Raw genomic sequence first — 18,356 nt, 5'->3', positions numbered from 1 at the left:
ATTCTGCCAGGTGGCACCCAGGCTCCGCCTGTGCTCGGGGTTCATCCGGGTTTCGTAGCATGCGGGGGTGATGCGAAGGCGGACGACCTCAGGCGAGGTGCTCGGTGTGGCCGAGCGCGGAATCAGGGCGTGGCGGGGTATCCCGTACGCGGCGGCACCCGTGGGCTCCCTGCGGTACCGGGCCCCGTCGGATCCTGCGCCCTGGCGCGGCGTGCGGAACGCACGCCACTTCGGGCCGGCGTGCCCGCAGGATCGCGACCGGTTCGTGGGAATCGACGCGACGACCCCGCAAGACGAAGACTGCCTGTCGATCAACGTGATCGCCCCCGAAGGATCCGAGGCGGGCGCCTCCCTGCCCGTCCTGGTGTTCATCCACGGTGGCGCGTATGCCGTGGGATCGTCGCGCGAGTTTCCGCGGCAGGGCGAGCAGCTCGTGCGCGAGGGCGGAATCGTCTACGTCTCGTTCAACTACCGGCTCGGCGGATTCGGCTACGTCGACCTCACGGCCTGGTCGACCGAGGAGCGACCGATCGACTCCAACCTCGGGCTCCGCGACCAGGTGAAGGCCCTCGAGTGGGTTCGCGACAACATCCGCGAGTTCGGGGGAGACCCCGAGCGCGTGACGATCTCGGGGGAATCGTCGGGCGGCAACGCGGTGACGACGCTCATGACGGTGCCGAGTGCGAAGGGTCTCTTCGCCGGAGCCATCGCGCAGTCGTCGCCGACCAACGCCATCTACCCCCGAGAGGTGACCGAGAAGTGGGCGGGCGAGCTGCTCGAGCTGCTCAGCCGCGAGGTGCGCGACGACGACCTCGAGTCGACCTCGCATGAAGACGCAGTCGCCCTGCTCGAGAAGGCCGGCGCGCACCACATCGTCCGGGCGACGTCGAAGCTGTTCCTCCGGGCTCCCGACGATCAGCCCGGCTCGATCTTCCTGTCGCCCGTGATCGACGGCGACTTCCTGCCCGAGCGCCCGCTCGACGCTTTCAAGGCCGGGCGTGCGCACCCGGTGCCGCTGATCATCGGCACCAACGACCGAGAGGGCTCGGTCTTCACGGGGCGGCGCGACATCCTGGCGACGACACCGCTCAGGATCCGCGCGATCTTTGCCAACACGACCAAGAAGGCGCGCAAGGCCATCACCAAGCAGTACCCGGGCCTGCCGGCGCGGCGTCCCGCCCTCGACTTCGGGGGCGATTTCTCGTTCTGGTTCCCGTCGGTGAAGGTGGCGGAGAGGCACGCCCGGTTCGCCCGCGTCTACTTCTACCGTTTCGACGCGGCGCCCCGGATCCTGCGTCTCGCGGGGGTCGACGCGTTCCACGGTCTGGAGCTGTGGGCGCTCTTCGGTCGGATGAACTCGGCCTTCGGGGCGGCGATGAGCCTCCTCGGGGGTCGGCGGGCCTTCCTCGCGACGGCGGCCCGGATGCGTCGGCGGTGGCTGGAGTTCGTCGTCACGGGAGGGGTCGCCGACTGGCCGTCGTACGACCCGTTCCGCAGGCGGACGCTGATCATCGACCGCGTCGATCGAGTGGAGTTCGACCCGCGCGGAGAGCGGCGGCGCGTGTGGCAGGACTTCGTGCCGCATATCTGACGGCGACGCCCGTCGGGCGCTTGTTCACACGCCGTCCACCGCGCGTTTGCAATCCGTTCAGCCGACTGGAAGAGTCAGGCCGGTGGATCTCACCCTCATAGTCGTTCTGGTCATTCTTCTGGCCGTCTTCTTCGACTTCACGAACGGCTTTCACGACACCGCCAATGCCATGGCGACACCGATCGCGACCGGGGCGATGCGGCCCAGGGTCGCCGTGACGGTGGCCGCCCTGTTGAACCTGGTGGGTGCCTTCCTCTCGACCGAGGTCGCAAAGACCATCTCGGGCGGCATCATCCGCGAGGGCCCGGGCGGCGTCGAGATCACCCCGACGATGATCTTCGCCGGCCTCATCGGCGCCGTGATCTGGAACATGATCACCTGGCTGCGCGGTCTGCCGTCGTCGTCGTCGCACGCGCTCTTCGGCGGCCTGATCGGCGCGGCACTCGTCGGTGCGGGCACCAACTCGGTCGACTTCGGAGTCGTGCTGTCGAAGGTCGTCCTCCCGGCGCTGCTCGCGCCCCTCGTCGCCGGGCTCGTCGGCTTCCTCGCCACCCGCCTCGCGTACCGGATCACCCGTCGCCCGGTTGGCAAGAACCAGCGCGGCGGGTTCCGCGTCGGGCAGATCTTCACCTCGTCGCTCGTGGCGCTGGCTCACGGCACCAACGACGCCCAGAAGACGATGGGCGTGATCACCCTCGCTCTGATCGCGGGCGGGTTCCTCGGCTCGGGCGCGAACCCACCGTTCTGGGTGATCCTCGTCTGCGCTCTGGCCATCGCGCTCGGCACCTACACCGGAGGCTGGCGCATCATCCAGACCATGGGCGGCGGTCTCACCGACATCAAGGCGACCCAGGGCTTCTCGGCCGAGGCATCGACCGCGGCCACCGTGCTCGCCTCCAGCCACCTCGGCTTCGCGCTCTCGACGACGCAGGTGTCGTCGGGCTCGATCATCGGTGCCGGCCTCGGCCGTCGCGGCTCCACGATCCAGTGGGGCACCGCGGGCAAGATCGTCATCGCCTGGTTCATCACGCTTCCCGCCGCCGGGCTTGTCGGCGCGGCGTGCGAGCTCATCGCTCGCATCGGCGTCGTCGGGCTCGTCATCGACGCGGTGCTCGGGGCAGGGGTCATCGTCGGCATCTTCGTCGCCTCGCGCCGCAAACCGCACGAGCAGTCCAACGCCCTCGAGGTCGACGTCGCCATGAACTCCGTCTTGACGCGGAGCGAGCGCCGCAGCCTGCTCAAGAAACGCGGTGACGAGCTCCTCGCCGAGCGACGCCGTATGAGCGACGAGTCGTCGCTGTTCGAACTGGGTGCCGAGGAGGAAGTCCGATGATCAACTGGGGAGCATTTCTGCTGGTGGCCCTCGTCTCGCTGGTGTCGGCGGGTGCGCTGGTGACGATCTATGCGTCCGGGCTGCGACTGCTGGCCGTCGACGGACGGCCCCGTGCCGCGGTCGTCGGTGCCTACGCCTGCTTCACCGTGTGCGCGCTCGGTGTGCTGTTCGGCATCTACCTGATCGTCCCGGCGCTGCACGCGAGCTGACCGCTCGGGGTCAGTCGACCTGCACGGCGATCGCGCCACCGTTCGCGAGCATCTCGAACCGTCGGCCGGGCAGCGTCGAGACCAGCACCACGCGGTCGACCAGGGCCCGCTGCTTCGGCACGCACGAGACGGCGTCGCCGACGTTGTCGTAGGTCGCCACGAAGCACACCTGGGCCGAGTCGACGCCGTACCCGACCCAGAGCCGCCAGCGGTCTGCGGTGGCCGACAGCGAGGAATCCTCGTCGTAGATCACGCGGCTCGACCCCAGATCGACCTCGCCTCGAATCGCCACGGGCAGAGCGTCGGTCGGCACCTCGGCGCGGTCGAGCGCCCTCGACAGCACCGACGGCAGGGGCGAGGTCGGCGAAGGATCCGACGGGGACGGCTTCGTCTCGACACTCGCCTGATTCGCGTCGGTCACGCCGTGGATCGTCGCGGCGAGGGCGATCGCTGCGGCGAGCGCGACCCCGGCCACGAGCCACGCACGGCGCTTCGGTCGGGCCGGCTCGGCCTCCTCCGGTGCGTCGGGTGCCGGGGGAGTCGGGTCTGCCGCGGTCGCGGGTGACGGTGAGGCGGCCTCGCGCTGCCGTCGCTGCTCGGCGTCGTATTCGCGCAGGGCCGCGGCGGCCTCGGCGGCGACGCGTGGGTCCGCGCCGGGGGCGAACGCGAGTTCGGTGAGGGCCAGCCGGCGGCGGTCGGGATCCTCGGCGGAGCCTTCCTGCTCGGCGGTCATGGCGTGATCGTACCGCCGGAGCGCCGAACCGAGCCGCCGGGGTTCTGCCATGATCGGTCTATGCCGACGTCGCCGCGCCTTCGCATCCTGGTCGCGAACAATCCGTCGGCCTCGTTCGGCAGGCATCGTCCCGTCGGCCCCGCCGTGACCGCGGCGCTGGAGAAGGCCGGGCACGACGTCGTCCCGTTCCAGCGCGAATCGCAGGAGGCCCTCGAGACGGCGGTTCGATCCGAGCTCGAGACCACGACGGTCGACGCACTCGTCGTGGTCGGCGGCGACGGCATGGTCAGCTTCGGTGTAGGGCTCGTCGCCGAGACGGGTGTGCCTCTCGGCCTGGTGCCCTCGGGGACGGGCAACGACATGGCGCGGGCGCTCGGGCTGCCCTTCGACGACCCCGCCCGCGCGATCGAGAGATTGGTCGAGTTGCTTCGCGAGGCGCCGCGCGCCGTCGATCTGCTGCGGGTGACGCGCGACGGCGCCGAGCCCACCTGGGTGGCCGGGGGAGTGTCGGCCGGTTTCGACGCCTTCGTCAACGAGCGGGCCAATAGGATCCGACGCCCCCGCGGCCGGGCACGGTACGACCTCGCGCTCGTGCTGGAGCTTCTGCGGTTGCGGCAGGTCGAGTACGACGTCGTCGTCGACGGGGTCGCCTCGCGCGTCGCCGGCACCCTCGTCTCCGTCGGCAACGCCCGCTCGGTCGGGGGCGGCATCACTCTCTTGCCGGACGCCGTGATCGACGACGGTCTCCTCGACGTGCTGATCGTCGAGCGGCTGTCGCGCATCGGGTTCTTGCGCTTGTTCCCGCGGGTCGCGAAGGGCACGCACGGCGACGACCGCCGGGTGCGGCTGTCACGGGCCCGGCGGGTGTCGATCGCGGCGCGTGACGTCGTGGCGTATGGCGACGGCGAGCGGATCGGTGCCCTGCCGGTGACGATCGAGGTCGTGCCGGCTGCTCTGCGCGTCTTCGCTCCGCCCGCCGAACCCGCTCATTCGGCCTAAACCCGCCCGGCCGGCCCAAACGCTCGCCCTAGGCGAGGTGTTTAGGCCGATCGGGCGGGTCTCAACGATCAGTACCAGTTATTGGCCTGCGAGTGAGCCCAGGCTGCACACGGCGTCCCGTACGACGCCGAGATGTAGCCGAGCCCCCAGATCACCTGGGTGGTGGCGTTGGTCGCCCAGTCCGACGACACGCTAGCCATCTTGCTGCCGGGGAGCGCCTGCGGGATCCCGGTGGCACCGGAGGCGTTGTACGCCTGGTAGTTCCATCCCGACTCCTTGGTCCAGAGCGACACGAGGCAGGAGAACTGGTCGGAGCCCCAGCCGTACTGGCTCGACATGAGTGCTTGGGCGGTTGCTTTCGCCCCGGCGGGGGTGTTCGCGGCGGCTTGGCGGATGGCGTCGGCCTTCTCCTGTTTCGCCTTCGCTGCGGCCGCTTGCGCCGCCTTCCGGGCGGCGGCGGCCTTGGCGGCTGCCCGCTTCTCGACCTTCTCCGTCGCGGTCGTGACGTCGGCGGCGGCATCCTGCGTGGCGTCGGCCCGGGCGAGGACCGTGTCGGCGTCGAGCTTCTGGTAACCGGCGAGCGACGCGAGCGACGTCTTCAGCTCGGACGCGTTGACTTTGCCGCTCGCCTCGGCTGCGGCGTGCTTGCCGGAGGCCAGGGCGATCGTGGCGACGGTGTTCGCGGTGGAACGGCTCACGGCCGACCCCGCGTGCACCGAGACGCGGTCACCCGATGCGTCGGTGACGGTGAAGTCGGACTTCGCCGTCGCCGTTTGACCGGGAGCGACGACGTCGAGGGCCGTCGTGAGGGCGCTCGGCGTGCCCGCGGCGGTCGGCAGGCCGAAGGCGGATCCTGATGCCACTCCCGTGACGAGGCCGGTGCAGAGCACGGCGGCGGTCGCGACGGTTCCGGTGAGGCCGGCGAGACGGATGCGGCGTACTCGGCGGCGCTTGGCCCCGAGGGAGTGTCGGGTTTCGGGCAGGGGTGTGGTGCTGACTGGCAAATCGGTCCAATGGCTCGACCGGCTCTCGCCATCTCGACGAAGGCAGGGCGACGTCGGGCTCTGCGGCGCGGCGGGGGGACGGGCGACAGGGCCGTGCCCTCTCGGCTCGAGCTGCGGCTCGATGCACGGGTCGGGCGGATGGCGGTCCGGTGACGGAATGTTCGCCCGGCGTCGGAGCGGATCGGCCGCGGGCGAAGCGGCGAGTATGCGGACCGATTCTGGGGTAGTCCGCCGAAACGCCTGGAAGAACCCTCTGTCCACCCATGCATGCGCATAGACCATCGCGTGACAGTACCGGGTATGCAATACTCGGAACTGCTTTACCGGAACAGCCGATCACGCCGCTGCCGGTGGGCGCAGATCACCGTCGACCAGGGGAGTCCGTCCATGTCCATTCGTCAGAGTTTTCTCGCGATCCTCGACCAGGGACCCTGCTACGGCTACCAGCTGCGGTCCGAGTTCGAGCGCCGCACCGGCTCGACGTGGCCCCTCAACATCGGTCAGATCTACTCGACCCTCGACCGTCTCGAGCGAGACGGGCTCATCACCCGTGACGACTCTGGCGACAGCGAGCACATCTACTACGCCATCACGACGTCCGGCCGAGCGGAGGTGGGGGCGTGGCTCACCTCGCCGGTGGCGCGTCCGACAGCTGCCGCGCGCGACGAGCTCGCCATGAAGCTCGCGATCGCCGTCACGCTCCCGGGAGTCGACATCGTCCGCATGATCCAGACGCAGCGATCCGCGACCCTCCGCACCTTGCAAGAGCTCACCCGCACCAAGCGCGCCGGCGGTGAGGCGGCGAGCGCCGAAGACCTGGCGTGGCAGCTCGTCGCCGACTCGATGATCTTCCAGGCCGAGGCCGAGATCCGCTGGCTCGACCACTCCGAGACCCGGCTCGTCGAGGCCGTCGCGTCGGGTGTCGCGGTTCCCGTGCCGATCGACGACACCCCGGTTCGACGCGGGCGACCGGCGCGAGTCGCGACGGAGGCGGGCGAGTGATGGGCGACGAACTGCTCCGGCTCGACGGCGTTTCGGTGCAGTATGGTCACGGCGAGACGAGTGTGACGGCGCTCACGGGAGTCGATCTGACGGTCTCGCGCGGCGAGCTCGTCGCCGTCATGGGGGCGTCAGGATCCGGCAAATCCACCCTCCTCACGGTCGCCGGGGGCCTCCGCACGCCCACCAGCGGCGAGGTCGTGGTCGAGGGGCACTATCTGAGCCAGCTCAGCGCCCGGCAGATCGCCACGCTCCGCCGCCGCAGTCTCGGTTTCGTGTTCCAGGATTTCAATCTCATCCCATCGCTGACCGCGCTCGAGAACGTCTCGCTGCCGTTGGAGCTCGACGGGCTCCCGCTGCGGCGAGCCAAGCGACCGGCTCTCGACGCCCTCGCCGTCGTCGGGCTCGCCGATCGCGCCGATCGGTACCCCTCCGACCTCTCGGGAGGCCAGCAGCAGCGGATCGCCATCGCCCGTGCCGTCGTCGGAGGACGCTCGCTCGTGCTCGCCGACGAGCCGACCGGCGCCCTCGACTCGACGACCGGCGAGGCGGTCCTTCGCATGCTTCGGTCGCGCGTCGATGCCGGTGCCGGGGGCATCCTCGTCACCCACGATGCCCGGCATGCCGCGTGGGCCGACCGGATCGTGTTCCTCCGCGACGGCCGAATCGTCGACGACGCCCAGCCCACCCCGATCACGGCTCTGCTCGACGGGGTCGGGCGATGAGCGACACCGCTTCCGGTGCGGCTCTCACCGAATCGAGCCGCGGGGGCCTCGGCCCCGCCTCCCGGATGGCGCGCCGCATGCTCCTGCGGACTCCCGGGCGCAGCATCCTGGTGATGCTTCTCATCGCGATCCCGATCCTCGGCCTGACGGCGATCGACACGGTCGAGGCGAGTCGCGAGGCCACGCCCGCCGAGACGGTCCGGCTGAAGCTCGGCCAGGCGGGCACCAGCATGTCGATCGTCTCCGCTCCCGATCCCCAGCTCACCCAGGATCCCGTCGACAATCAGGTCACCGGGAGCACCGACGACACGTCGGATGGCTCGGCCGGATCAGCCGAATCCAGCGATTCCGATCTCTTGACGCCGAGTCAGATCTTGCCGGCCGGCACGCGCACCGTCTCGACCCGGTACGCCGACGCCATCGTCGAGACGAAGACCGGGCTCGCATCGCTCCCCGCCATCCAGGGCGAGGCATGGGATCCTTCGCTCGCCGGTCGCTACGACCTCGTCGACGGTCGGCGTCCGACCGCGAAGAACGAGATCATGGTCAGCCCGGCGACCCTCGACCGGCTGGGGATCTCGCTCGGCGGCACGGCTACCGTCACTAGGCCGGTCAAAGGCGCGTACACGGTCGTCGGCACCCTGCGCGATGCCCAGCTCGGCACCGACGGGGTCCAGCTCTACGGAACTCCCGGCCTCTTCGACGGCATAAGCGGTCAAAAGGCTCTGACCCAGACCACGTTCTACCTTCCCGATGTCGATCTGTCGTGGTCGCAGATCAGAAAGCTCAACGCCCAGGGGGCCACCGCCCTGTCGCGGAGCATCATCCTCGATCCGCCACCGGCGTCGGTGGCACCGCGACTGCTCGACAGCGGCAGCGGTGGCAACTTCATCACGATCGTCTTCATCGCCCTGCTCGGCGCGTTCGGACTGTTCGAGGTCTGCCTTCTGGCCGGAGCCGCCTTCGCGGTCGGTGCTCGAGCTCGGCAGCGCGAATTCGCCATCCTGTCGAGCGTGGGCGCGGAGAGGCGGACGGTCTTCGCCGTCATGTCGATCGAGGGCATCCTGCTCGGGTTCCTCGGCGGTGTCGTCGGCGTCGCCCTCGGAATCGCGGCGGCCGCAATCGGCATCCCTCTGATCAGCCACGGTGTTCAGGCCAGCTACCCGGGGTTTCACGTCGATCCGCTCGTGCTGGTGCTCATCGTGCTCGCGTCGACCGTCTCGGGCTGGCTCGCCGCGGCCGTTCCGGCTCGGGCCGCCTCGAATGTCGACGTCGTCGCGGCTCTCCGGGGCGCTCGTCGCCCGCCGAAGGTCACGCTCCGGCGCCCCCTGATCGGGCTCTTCGTGCTCGCTGGCGGCTCCGTCGTTGCGCTCATGGGCGGCCTCGTCGTCATCGGTACCAACCAGGTCGCGCAGCAAAACGACCACATGATGACGGCCGGCATCGTCCTGCTGGTGATCGGTCCCGTCGTCATGCAGATCGGCGCGCTCATGATCACGCCGCTGATCCTGCGCTGGGTGACGACCTTCCTCGCACGGGTCGGGACCGCCGCGAGGATCGGCTCGCGCGACGCCTCCCGCAACCCGAGCCGGACGGTCCCGGCACTCGCCGCCATCATGAGCACGGTCTTCGTCGCCGTGTTCGCGATGTGCCTGCTGTCGGGCGGGCAGGCGCTCTCGATCCGTGGTCACTACTGGCAGGGGCCCGAGAACAGCCTGTCGGTGGGGCTGATGAAGACCTCCGAAGACGGAACTTCGACGTTCAGCTCGCCGGACGGCGTAGCGGACGCGATCGACCGGTCGTTCCCGGGTGCACGGGCGCGAGTTATCTCCAGCACACCCTCCTTCGGTTCGCTGGGCGAGACAGCCGTTTCGAGTTACGCGGTGCCGCGGCACGCGATCCCCACGGGCCGCCCCTACTTCCTCTCCGCAGACAGCACCGAGAATTCGATCGTGGTCGGCTCATCGGCCGACCTGGCGCTCATCCTCGGTGAGAAGGTCTCGGCTAGGTCGAAGGCCACGCTGGCATCGGGTGGCGTCGTGTCGCTCTACCCGCAGTATGTCTCGGACGGCAAGGTCATCATCGACACCGTGCCGGCGGCGAGTGGCGCGGACGGCCAACCGCAGAAGCCCATCCGGTCCGTGAGCGTGGCTGCCACCGTCCAGCAGCCCGACCATGACTTCGCCTTTGGCACCTTCATGAGCCCATCGACGGCGAAGAAGCTCGGCGTGCCGTTCGAGCCCACCTCGGTCATGGCGCAGCTCGCCACCCCGCCGACCGCCGCCCAGACGGACGCCTTCTCCGCATCGCTGCTCCTCGTCGACAGCGATTTCGGGTGGAGCATCGAGAGCGGCCCCGACCTCTACGCGGCCACCTGGTCGTGGGCACTGGTCGGGCTGACGACCATCATCGCGCTCGTGTCGTCCGGCGTCGCCCTCTCGCTGGCGCGGGCCGATTCTCGGCGCGACGACGAGATCCTGGCGTCGATCGGAGCCGGTCCGGCCCTCCGCCGGGGCTTCGGCTTCTGGCAGGCGATCATCATCGCAGGGCTCGGTGCTCTGATCGGTGCGGGGCTCGGACTGGTGCCCGCCTTCGCGCTGAGCCTTCGTGCCGAGGGAGTGACCAGCGGCTACATCCCGTTCTCACCGCCGTGGCTACAACTCGCACTGACCGCGATCGCCATGCCGCTGCTGATCGCCGCCGGTTCGTGGGCCCTGACGCGGCGTACGCGCCAGCTCGGACCGTCTCGGCGGCTGCCCGCGGCCTGAGCCGGATGGGATGAGGATCCGGCCCGCCCGTCTCGCCGCATCCCGCCAATTCGAGAGCGATCCTGCCCCGCAGTCACACCAGTTACTGCCGCACGGGGTGTGCTCCGCCGGATCGCTCTCAAATTGGCGGCCGGGCCCCCTAGCCTCAGTTCAACCCTCGAGGAAACCGACGCGAAAGCTAGGCTTGGCGCATGACCGACGACGATGTCCGAGTAGCCCCCAGCGAGCCCACCACGCGACGTGAGACCGACTCGCTCGGCTCGCGCGACGTGCCGACCGATGCCTACTGGGGCATCCACACGCTGCGTGCGGTCGAGAACTTCCCGGTCGCGAACCGGCCGATCTCGGTGTACCCGGAGCTGGTTGTGGCGCTCGCGGTCGTCAAGCAGGCGGCGGCCCGCGCAAACGTCGAGATCGGCGTGCTCGACCCCGTTAAAGCCCGCGCCATCGAGCAGGCCTGCGACGAGATCCGCGGCGGAGCGCTGCACGACGAGTTCCGCGTCGGTGTGATGCAGGGCGGTGCGGGCACCAGCACCAACATGAACAGCAACGAGGTCATCGCGAACCGTGCCCTCGAGATCCTGGGGCACGCGCGCGGCGAGTACGAATTCCTGCACCCGATCGACGACGTCAACCGCAGCCAGTCGACCAACGACACCTACCCGACCGCGATCAAGCTCGCGATGATCCTCGCCCTGGGCCCCTTCGTCGACGAGCTGGGCCGGACGGCCGACGCGTTCGCGGCCAAGGGCACCGAGTTTCGCAACGTGCTGAAGGTCGGCCGCACGCAGCTGCAAGACGCCGTGCCGATGACCCTCGGCCAGGAGTTCACCGGCTTCGCGCACACCCTCGGCGAAGACCAGGAGCGCCTCCGCGACACCCTGCCGCTTCTCGCCGAGATCAACCTCGGCGCAACGGCCATCGGCACCGGCATCACGGCCGACCCGAAGTACGCCGAGGCGGTGCGTCGCCACCTCTCCGAGCTGACGGGCATCGAGATGGTCACGGCCCCCGACCTGATCGAGGCCACCAGCGACGCGGGCGTCTACATGACCGTGTCGGGAGCGCTCAAGCGGAGCGCGATCAAGCTGTCGAAGATCTGCAACGACCTGCGGCTGCTGTCGTCCGGGCCTCAGGCCGGCCTCGGAGAGATCACGCTCCCACCACGTCAGGCCGGATCCTCGATCATGCCCGGCAAGGTCAACCCCGTGATCCCCGAGGTCGTCAACCAGGTGGCCTTCGCGGTCGCCGGCGCCGACGTGACGGTCACGATGGCTGCCGAGGCCGGTCAGCTCCAGCTCAACGCGTTCGAGCCCGTCATCGCCAACTCGATCCTGCAGAGCGTCTCGTGGCTCTCTCGGGCTTGCCGCACCCTGCGCGTCAACTGCATCGACGGGATCCAGGCCAACACGTCGCGGCTGGCCCAGCAGGTCGAGACCAACATCGGTGTCGTCACGGCCCTCACCCCGTACATCGGCTACGCGGCTGCGGCGTCGATCGCGCACACGGCCCTCGCCACCGAGACGCCGATCGCGACCCTCGTGGTCGCCGCCGGACTGATGACGGCCGAGCAGGTCGAGCACGTCCTGTCGCCCGCGCGCCTGTCGGGTCTCGAGGCGATCACGTCGTCGATCCCGGTCGTCACCGCCGAGCAGATCACGAAGCACCTGGCGTCGCTCGATGCGGCTCACGCCGACGAGACCGCCGGCTGATCTTTTCGGCGCCCGGCACGGGCACGGCACCGGACCTCGTGCGAGCCTCGGTCGTCCGGTGCTGCGCCCATACCGGGCGCGCGGCGGCGAAATCGAAGGATCCGGCCGCGCGCTGCTCGACACACCCGCAGCGGGCCATCGCTCACCGTTTTCTGCATCGCCCACCGTTTATTCGGTTAGCCGAGCGTGAAACGGTCAGCGACGTTCGCCCGGGTGCAGGGCGCACAAAAGTTACTGCCCCGCGCGGTCGTCCTCGTCACTGAGCCCCGGCCTCGCACTGCCCGACATCGTCTGGAATCGCGGCCGGATGTGCGGCTGCCCGTGCTCGTCGAGGGTCGGCTCGCCGTAGAGGCGGACGGCCTTGAGTCGCATCGTCCGGCCGTCGACGAGGTCGAGCGACTGGTGCCGTGCGAGGGCGAGGTTGCGTTTGCTGTCCCGCAGAGGCAGCGGAATCAGCCCTTCCGCCTCGACGCCCGACTGCAGGTAGCGAACCCGGATGATCTGCGAGTCGAGTTCGCCGCCGAGCACCAGCACGAAGTTCGAGATGAACGCGTAGACCAGCACGACGACGGCTCCGCCGAGGAACCCGTACACCCGGTCGTAGTTCGAGAACGTCGTGACGTAGATCGCGAAGCCGACCGTTGCCAGGGCCCAGCCGCCGATCGCGAACAGGGCACCGTACGACACCCAACGCACGCGGGGGTGCTTCACGTTGGGCGAGAAGTAGTAGAGCAGCGCGATCGTGAGCACCACGATGCCGACCAGCACCGGCCATTTGAGGTAGTTCCAGAGCAGCACGAGCAGCCCCCCGAACCGGAACTGCGCCCCGATGGCTTCGGCGATCGACGGGGTGATGAGCAAGATCGCGGCGATCGCGGCGAACAGCACCATCATCACGGCAGACAGCAGCAGCATCTCGAGCCGGAACTTCGCGAACCGGCGCCCCTCTTGCACGCCGTAGATCATGTTCAGCGCGCGACCGAAGGCGGACGCGTAGCCGGAGAGCGACCAGAGCGTCAAGAAGAGCCCGACCCCGAGCGACACCCCCGGCACCGAGAGGCTCAGGAGCGAGATCAACGGCGGTCGGAGGGCGTCCGCGGCCGACTGGCCGATGCCGAGCCGGGCGATGTTCAGGATGTCGTCGACCGCGTCGCCGTCGCTCTGCCCGAGGGCCACCGCCGATACGACGCTGAGCGCACCCGGGAAGATGGCGAGGGTCGAGAAGAACGCGAGGGCAGCGCCGGCATCGACCGTCCGGTGCCGGAGGAACCCGTGGTAGGTGCGCCGGAGCGCATACCGCCACGGAATGGGATCCTTCGCCCCGACCACGAGCCACTTCTGCCAACCGGCGACGAAGGGTGCGGCTGTCGCGTGGCCGATGGGCCGGAGGATCGGCCAGGTGAGTCGAGCCACGAAGAGCGCCACGGCACGCGCGAGACGGCCGATTGCGCGCAGCAGGGCCCAGATCGGCGACCAGATCGCGACGAGGATCCGAGACACCCGGTTCCCGAGACGAAGCGCGCCCTCTCGAGAGGGTTGCGCCGGTCGCAGCGCTCGTCCCGTCATTGCCTCAGGATACCGGGGGCGGGTGTCGGTGTCGGAGGCCGCGGGTACTCTCGACCCATGACCTGGGGGAACAGCCCGCATCCGCCGCCCGCCCTCCGACGGAGGAGCCCCGCGACGAGCTTCGCCGCGCTCGCGGTCGGATTCGTCGTGATCGCCTGCTTCGCGGCGGCGGTCGTCGTCTACTTCGTGTCCGTGCTGCCCACCGAGGTGCTCACGATCGGCATTCTCCTGGCCGTCGTCCCGCTCGTCATCGTCCTGTTCGGTATCTGGCTGGTCGACCGATGGGAGCCCGAGCCCCGGGTGGCCCTGATCTTCGCCTTCTTCTGGGGTGCCGGCGTCTCGGTGGGGGCCGCCCTCCTCTTCGACTTCGCCGTCCAGACCGTGCAGAGTGCGCTCGGTGCCTCCGGCGAGAGCGAGACAGCCGACATCGTCGGCGCCGTGGTCCAGGCGCCCGTCGTCGAAGAGACGGCGAAGGGCGTCGGAGTACTTCTCGTGCTCTGGATCTTCCGCCGCACCTTCGACGGCCCGATCGACGGCATCGTCTACGCGGCGACCATCGCCGCGGGGTTCGCGTTCGTCGAGAACATCCAGTACTTCTCGGTGCAGGTCGTCCACCAGGCGTTCGGCGGCGAGAGCGTGGCCGGTGTCTTTCTCGTGCGGGCGCTGATGGCGCCGTTCGGGCACATCATTTACACCGCGTGCGTCGGCTTCGCGCTCGGGGTGGCCTCGCGGCGCACCGGGCCTCTCGGCGCCCTCGGCTATTTCGCGGTGGGGCTCGTGCCGGCGATGCTGCTCCACGCCCTGTGGAACGGTGCTCTCGTCGTCGTCGGCGACCGGTTCTTCGCCTATTACGTGCTGGTTCAGGTGCCGATCTTCGTGGCGTGTGTCGTGCTCGTGATCGTCCTCCGCTACCTCGAGCGACGCGTGACGAGGTTGCGTCTCGCCGACTACGCGGGTGCGGGCTGGTTCGACCAGTCCGAGGTGGCGATGCTCTCGTCGGGAGCATCACGACGCCGCGCCCAACGCTGGGCGAGATACAACGGGCTCGGGCCGGTCATGGCCGGGTTCATCTCCGATGCCACACGGCTGGCGTCGACGCGCCAGAAGATCGTGTCGATGCGGCACTCGGCGTCGGGCCGGGCGGCAGCTCAGAGCGACGAGCAGGAGTTGCTCGCGGCGATTGCCTCGGCCCGGCCGTACCTGCAGGCGCCCGGTGTCGCGGCCGCGGGCGGTCCGGGGATGGGCGGGCCAGGAATGGGCCAGTGGGCGAGCCGCCCGTCGGGCATGCCGGCGTGGGCCGAGCCGAACCCGGGTGCCGGGCGCTCGGGCGTCGACCCCGGCTAGGGGCTGCCGGATCCTGCGGGTCTGCCGTCTCGCGGGTCTGCCGTGTCTTGCGCTCGCCGGCCCCGCCGCAGATGAGGCGACGCGTTTCGGCCAATCCGACGAGGCTCGCCGCGTCACTTCGGCCGATCAGCGTCGCATTGCCCGACCTCGCGCGAATCGGCCGATGTCACACCGCCGCGGCGCGCGACCTCGGCCGATCCGCGTCGCCTCGCCGCACCGGACCATGCCCGCCTCCGAATTTGAAGGAGAAACTGCAGCGCCGGCAAGCATCCATGCCGATCGGGCGGGGTCGGGGTGACGGATCTCCTTCAAATTTGCAAGCAGCCCGACCGACCTCGGCATACCCCACCTCGGCGCACCGCGCTACGGCGTCGGGTTCAGCGAGTCGTACCGGCGGAACGACGGCTGCACCCGCGCGAGCAGCCCGATCAGCGCGATGATGAGCGCGCCTCCGAGCAGCGGCGGCCACACCGTTCCGGCCAGCGCCAGGAGCCCGACGAAGAGGTCGCCGAGGCGCGGCCCGCCGGTCACCACGACGATGAAGATGCCCTGCAGGCGTCCTCGCATCGCATCGGGCGCCGCCGACTGCAAGATGGTCGACCGGAAGATCGACGAGACGTTGTCGGCCGCGCCCGCACCGGCGAGGGCGAGCGCCGCGAACGCGATCGCACCGAGGTTCGCCGACCAGAAGTCGTCGGTGAGCCCGCCGGTTCCGTGCTCGCCGCCGAGCTGTGCGACGAGGAGGACGACCCCGAATGCGAGGATGCACGCCCCGTACGCGGTGATGGCCCAGTTCACCGCGGATCCTTGTCGCCGCACCTGCCCGAGCCGCCCCGAGAAGACGCTGCAGACGAGCGCCCCGACCGCGTACGACGCCGTGAGCACGCCGACCGTGACGGCACCGCCCCCGATGAGGATGGCGCCCACCACCGGGTAGAGCACTCGCGGTTGCCCGAACGTCATGGCGATGATGTCGACGATGAAGGTCATGCGGATGTTGGGGGAGCGGCGCAAGAACCGGATGCCGAACAGGAGCGATTCGAGCCCGGGTCGCTGGGTCGCCCCCTCGGGTCGGATGGCCGGCAGGGCGAGGATCCCGAGGAACGCGGTCGTGAAGAGCACCACGTCGACCGTGTAGGTGAGCGGAAAACCGACAGAGGCGACGAGGATCCCGGCCAGCGCCGGTCCGAGTGTCAGTTGCACGCCGGTGCCGATGCCGTTCAGCGCCGACGCCGCGGGCAGCAGGCGTGCGGGGAGGAGCCGAGGCACGATCGCGGCCCGCGACGTGCCGATCACCGTGGCCGCGACGGCGTCGACCGTGGTGAGCGCGTAGAGCAGGGCGACGTTGTCGAGGCCGAGCCAGGCGTGCAGGGCAATGCAGCCTGTCGTGACCCAGGCGACGACGGCGGCGATGATGGCGACGATCCGGCGGTCGAAGGCGTCGGCGAGCATGCCGCCGTAGAGGCCGGCGATGATCATCGGCACGAGAGAGATGACGCCCACCAGCGCGACGGCGAAGGTCGACTTGGTGATGTCGTAGATCTCGAGCCCGACGGCGACGAGGGTGAGCTGCGCCCCGATGCCGGAGATGGAGGAGCCGATCCAGAGCCGTGCGAATGCCGGGCTCTCGTGGAGCGGGCTCAGGTCGACGAAAAGGCGCTTGCGTGCGGGGGCCGCGGCCTCGGGGGCGTGATTGGACAAGGCTCTAGTCTGCCCGTTAATGCGCTGGTTTGCAGACTGTGCAAGAACCGGCGTAGCCTGCATGCGTTCGCATTGATGACTCGATTCTCGGTGTGAACGGCATCACCGGTTTGTCGATGGGCTGCCCACTCGATTCCTTCGCAGGGAGGACGCGAGCGAGCAGCCCATCGCGCTCCCACGGGGTTCATCACCGGCATGCGACGCCCAGCCGGGCTCTCATGCTTGACTGGGGGCATGACTCACGATGCATCTACCAAGCCCGAAATCGACGCTCCCGAGGGCCCGGCTCCCGCGCAGCTCGAGATCACCGACATCACCGTCGGCGACGGAGCCGAGGCCCAGTCCGGCTCGACCGTCAACGTCCACTACGTGGGCGTCGAGTACGACTCCGGCGAAGAGTTCGACTCCTCGTGGGGTCGCGGCGAATCCATCAACTTCCCCCTCGCGGCTCTCGTGCGCGGCTGGCAGGAGGGCATCCCGGGGATGAAGGTGGGCGGCCGTCGCAAGCTCGTCCTGCCCCCGCACCTCGCCTACGGCCCCGCTGGCAGCGGCCACCAGCTCAGCGGCAAGACCCTGATCTTCATCATCGACCTCCTGGGCGTGAGCTGATGGCCGAGCCCATCAGCGTCCCCACCACCCCGCTGAACGACGGGACGGCCTTCCCGAAGGTCGGCCTCGGCACGTACAAGCTGAACGGCGCCGAGGGCACCGACGCGGTGAAGTCGGCGCTCGAGACCGGGTACCGGATCCTCGACACCGCTCTCAACTACGAGAACGAAGACGCCGTGGGTCGCGCCGTGCGCGAGACCGACGTGCCGCGCGACGAGATCATCGTCACGTCGAAGCTGCCGGGTCGTCACCACGGTTACGACGAGACGCTCGCGAGCTTTGAGGAGACCCGCACGAACCTCGGGCTCGACCACGTCGACCTGTATCTGATCCACTGGCCGCTGCCGCGCATCGACAAGTACGTCGAGTCGTTCCGGGCCTTCAAGAAGCTGCAGGACGACGGGCTCATCACCTCGATCGGAGTCTCGAACTTCACCGAGGCCCACCTGCGCCGGGTCATCGACGAGGTCGGCGTGGTTCCCGCGGTCAACCAGGTCGAGCTGCACCCGTACTTCCCGCAGGCGGCCCTTCGCGCGGTGCACACCGAGCTCGGCATCGTGACCGAGAGCTGGAGCCCCATCGGCAAGCAGTCCGAACTGCTGACCGAGCAGGTCATCGTCGACATCGCGGCCGCCCACGGCGTCACCCCGACCCAGGTCGTGGTGCGCTGGCACGTGCAGCTCGGCGCAGTGCCGCTGCCGAAGTCGGCCGACACCGGGCGTCAGCGCGAGAACCTCGACGTCTTCGGCTTCGAGCTGAGTGACGACGAGGTGGTGCGCATCTCCGGCCTTGAGCGCGGACGCCTCTGGGACGGCGACCCCGAGACGCACGAGGAGTTCTAGCCCCCTCTGCGACTCAGACCCGCACGACCGGTGAGAACACCCCTCCAAGGGGAGCGTTCACACCGGTCGTGCGGGTCTTCGCGGTTAAACGGGGTGTCCGGAGGGCCCGGTCACGGGTGGGTAGAATTGAGGCCGACTTTTCCCGAGGAGTGCACGCCCGTTGCCATCTGAACTCGACCGCGAACGCGACTACGTGTCGACGCTCTACGAACGCCTCGACC

General features: G+C 69.4%; 15 protein-coding genes. 11 read left to right on the top strand and 4 right to left on the bottom strand.

Annotated features, from left to right (window positions below):
• The first annotated feature begins 70 nt into the window (after window positions 1-70).
• The 3 genes from ASF54_RS10690 (at window position 71) to ASF54_RS10680 (ending at window position 3,133) form a co-directional block, all read left to right on the top strand.
• On the top strand, window positions 71-1,591 hold the full coding sequence (locus tag ASF54_RS10690; protein WP_055962613.1) for a carboxylesterase/lipase family protein: 1,521 nt from the start codon (window positions 71-73) through the stop codon (window positions 1,589-1,591).
• Window positions 1,592-1,673: 82 nt separating this feature from the next.
• Entirely contained in the window at window positions 1,674-2,924 is a 1,251-nt protein-coding gene (locus ASF54_RS10685) for an inorganic phosphate transporter (protein WP_084816190.1), read from the top strand.
• Entirely contained in the window at window positions 2,921-3,133 is a 213-nt protein-coding gene (locus ASF54_RS10680) for a hypothetical protein (protein ID WP_055962610.1), read from the top strand. Before ASF54_RS10685 ends, ASF54_RS10680 begins: the two co-directional genes overlap by 4 nt.
• Before the next feature lie 10 nt (window positions 3,134-3,143).
• Here ASF54_RS10680 and ASF54_RS10675 read toward each other — a convergent pair whose 3' ends face one another.
• On the bottom strand, window positions 3,144-3,866 hold the full coding sequence (locus ASF54_RS10675) for a hypothetical protein (protein ID WP_055962607.1): 723 nt from the start codon (window positions 3,864-3,866) through the stop codon (window positions 3,144-3,146).
• Window positions 3,867-3,926: 60 nt separating this feature from the next.
• Between ASF54_RS10675 and ASF54_RS10670 the strand changes: the two genes are divergently transcribed.
• Window positions 3,927-4,865 carry a diacylglycerol/lipid kinase family protein gene (locus ASF54_RS10670; protein ID WP_055962604.1) on the top strand — a complete coding sequence of 313 codons (939 nt, stop codon included), beginning with the start codon at window positions 3,927-3,929 and terminating at the stop codon, window positions 4,863-4,865.
• 68 nt (window positions 4,866-4,933) lie between these two features.
• On the opposite strand, the gene ASF54_RS10665 is transcribed toward ASF54_RS10670, so the two are convergent.
• Complete coding sequence (locus ASF54_RS10665) at window positions 4,934-5,869, bottom strand: hypothetical protein (protein WP_055962601.1); 936 nt, start codon at window positions 5,867-5,869, stop codon at window positions 4,934-4,936.
• Between the two features lie 387 nt (window positions 5,870-6,256).
• Here ASF54_RS10665 and ASF54_RS10660 point away from each other — a divergent pair, with 387 nt between their 5' ends.
• The 4 genes from ASF54_RS10660 (at window position 6,257) to ASF54_RS10645 (ending at window position 12,073) form a co-directional block, all read left to right on the top strand.
• Window positions 6,257-6,871: a PadR family transcriptional regulator gene (locus ASF54_RS10660; protein ID WP_055962598.1), complete on the top strand. Its 615-nt coding sequence runs from the start codon at window positions 6,257-6,259 to the stop codon at window positions 6,869-6,871.
• The gene (locus ASF54_RS10655) at window positions 6,871-7,593 is read left to right on the top strand and encodes an ABC transporter ATP-binding protein (protein ID WP_055962596.1); all 723 of its coding nucleotides are present in this window, start codon (window positions 6,871-6,873) and stop codon (window positions 7,591-7,593) included. The genes ASF54_RS10660 and ASF54_RS10655 overlap by 1 nt, the downstream gene beginning before the upstream one ends.
• The gene (locus tag ASF54_RS10650) at window positions 7,590-10,361 is read left to right on the top strand and encodes an ABC transporter permease (RefSeq protein WP_055962589.1); all 2,772 of its coding nucleotides are present in this window, start codon (window positions 7,590-7,592) and stop codon (window positions 10,359-10,361) included. Before ASF54_RS10655 ends, ASF54_RS10650 begins: the two co-directional genes overlap by 4 nt.
• A gap of 191 nt (window positions 10,362-10,552) precedes the next feature.
• Entirely contained in the window at window positions 10,553-12,073 is a 1,521-nt protein-coding gene (locus ASF54_RS10645; RefSeq protein ID WP_055962586.1) for an aspartate ammonia-lyase, read from the top strand.
• Between the two features lie 231 nt (window positions 12,074-12,304).
• Here ASF54_RS10645 and ASF54_RS10640 read toward each other — a convergent pair whose 3' ends face one another.
• On the bottom strand, window positions 12,305-13,639 hold the full coding sequence (locus ASF54_RS10640) for a YihY/virulence factor BrkB family protein (RefSeq protein WP_084816189.1): 1,335 nt from the start codon (window positions 13,637-13,639) through the stop codon (window positions 12,305-12,307).
• A 57-nt stretch (window positions 13,640-13,696) separates the two neighbouring features.
• Between ASF54_RS10640 and ASF54_RS10635 the strand changes: the two genes are divergently transcribed.
• Window positions 13,697-14,983 (top strand): PrsW family intramembrane metalloprotease, encoded by a 1,287-nt coding sequence (locus ASF54_RS10635; protein WP_055962583.1) that lies wholly within the window; start codon window positions 13,697-13,699, stop codon window positions 14,981-14,983.
• Between the two features lie 363 nt (window positions 14,984-15,346).
• Here the strand turns inward: ASF54_RS10635 and ASF54_RS10630 are convergent, their stop codons facing one another.
• Complete coding sequence (locus ASF54_RS10630) at window positions 15,347-16,684, bottom strand: MFS transporter (protein WP_233573100.1); 1,338 nt, start codon at window positions 16,682-16,684, stop codon at window positions 15,347-15,349.
• 234 nt (window positions 16,685-16,918) lie between these two features.
• On the opposite strand from ASF54_RS10630, the gene ASF54_RS10625 reads away from it, so the two are divergent.
• Together ASF54_RS10625 and ASF54_RS10620 are read left to right on the top strand one after the other, a co-directional pair.
• The gene (locus ASF54_RS10625; protein ID WP_055962579.1) at window positions 16,919-17,293 is read left to right on the top strand and encodes an FKBP-type peptidyl-prolyl cis-trans isomerase; all 375 of its coding nucleotides are present in this window, start codon (window positions 16,919-16,921) and stop codon (window positions 17,291-17,293) included.
• Window positions 17,293-18,135, top strand: coding sequence for an aldo/keto reductase (locus ASF54_RS10620; RefSeq protein WP_055962577.1), 843 nt, complete (start codon window positions 17,293-17,295; stop codon window positions 18,133-18,135). Before ASF54_RS10625 ends, ASF54_RS10620 begins: the two co-directional genes overlap by 1 nt.
• Window positions 18,136-18,356 lie beyond the last annotated feature (221 nt).

This window comes from Frondihabitans sp. Leaf304 (assembly GCF_001423105.1).
Taxonomy (GTDB): domain Bacteria; phylum Actinomycetota; class Actinomycetes; order Actinomycetales; family Microbacteriaceae; genus Frondihabitans.
Note: the sequence above shows the minus strand (reverse complement) of the source record. Positions and strands in the feature narration are given on the sequence as shown.

Bases quoted from the DNA above. Each gene is read 5' to 3' on its own strand.
- ASF54_RS10690 (WP_055962613.1), top strand. From the start codon at position 71: ATGCGAAGGCGGACGACCTCAGGCGAGGTGCTCGGTGTGGCCGAGCGC.
- ASF54_RS10680 (WP_055962610.1), top strand. From the start codon at position 2,921: ATGATCAACTGGGGAGCATTTCTGCTGGTGGCCCTCGTCTCGCTGGTG.
- ASF54_RS10675 (WP_055962607.1), bottom strand. From the start codon at position 3,866: ATGACCGCCGAGCAGGAAGGCTCCGCCGAGGATCCCGACCGCCGCCGG.
- ASF54_RS10670 (WP_055962604.1), top strand. From the start codon at position 3,927: ATGCCGACGTCGCCGCGCCTTCGCATCCTGGTCGCGAACAATCCGTCG.
- ASF54_RS10660 (WP_055962598.1), top strand. From the start codon at position 6,257: ATGTCCATTCGTCAGAGTTTTCTCGCGATCCTCGACCAGGGACCCTGC.
- ASF54_RS10655 (WP_055962596.1), top strand. From the start codon at position 6,871: ATGGGCGACGAACTGCTCCGGCTCGACGGCGTTTCGGTGCAGTATGGT.
- ASF54_RS10650 (WP_055962589.1), top strand. From the start codon at position 7,590: ATGAGCGACACCGCTTCCGGTGCGGCTCTCACCGAATCGAGCCGCGGG.
- ASF54_RS10645 (WP_055962586.1), top strand. From the start codon at position 10,553: ATGACCGACGACGATGTCCGAGTAGCCCCCAGCGAGCCCACCACGCGA.
- ASF54_RS10640 (WP_084816189.1), bottom strand. From the start codon at position 13,639: ATGACGGGACGAGCGCTGCGACCGGCGCAACCCTCTCGAGAGGGCGCG.
- ASF54_RS10635 (WP_055962583.1), top strand. From the start codon at position 13,697: ATGACCTGGGGGAACAGCCCGCATCCGCCGCCCGCCCTCCGACGGAGG.
- ASF54_RS10625 (WP_055962579.1), top strand. From the start codon at position 16,919: ATGACTCACGATGCATCTACCAAGCCCGAAATCGACGCTCCCGAGGGC.
- ASF54_RS10620 (WP_055962577.1), top strand. From the start codon at position 17,293: ATGGCCGAGCCCATCAGCGTCCCCACCACCCCGCTGAACGACGGGACG.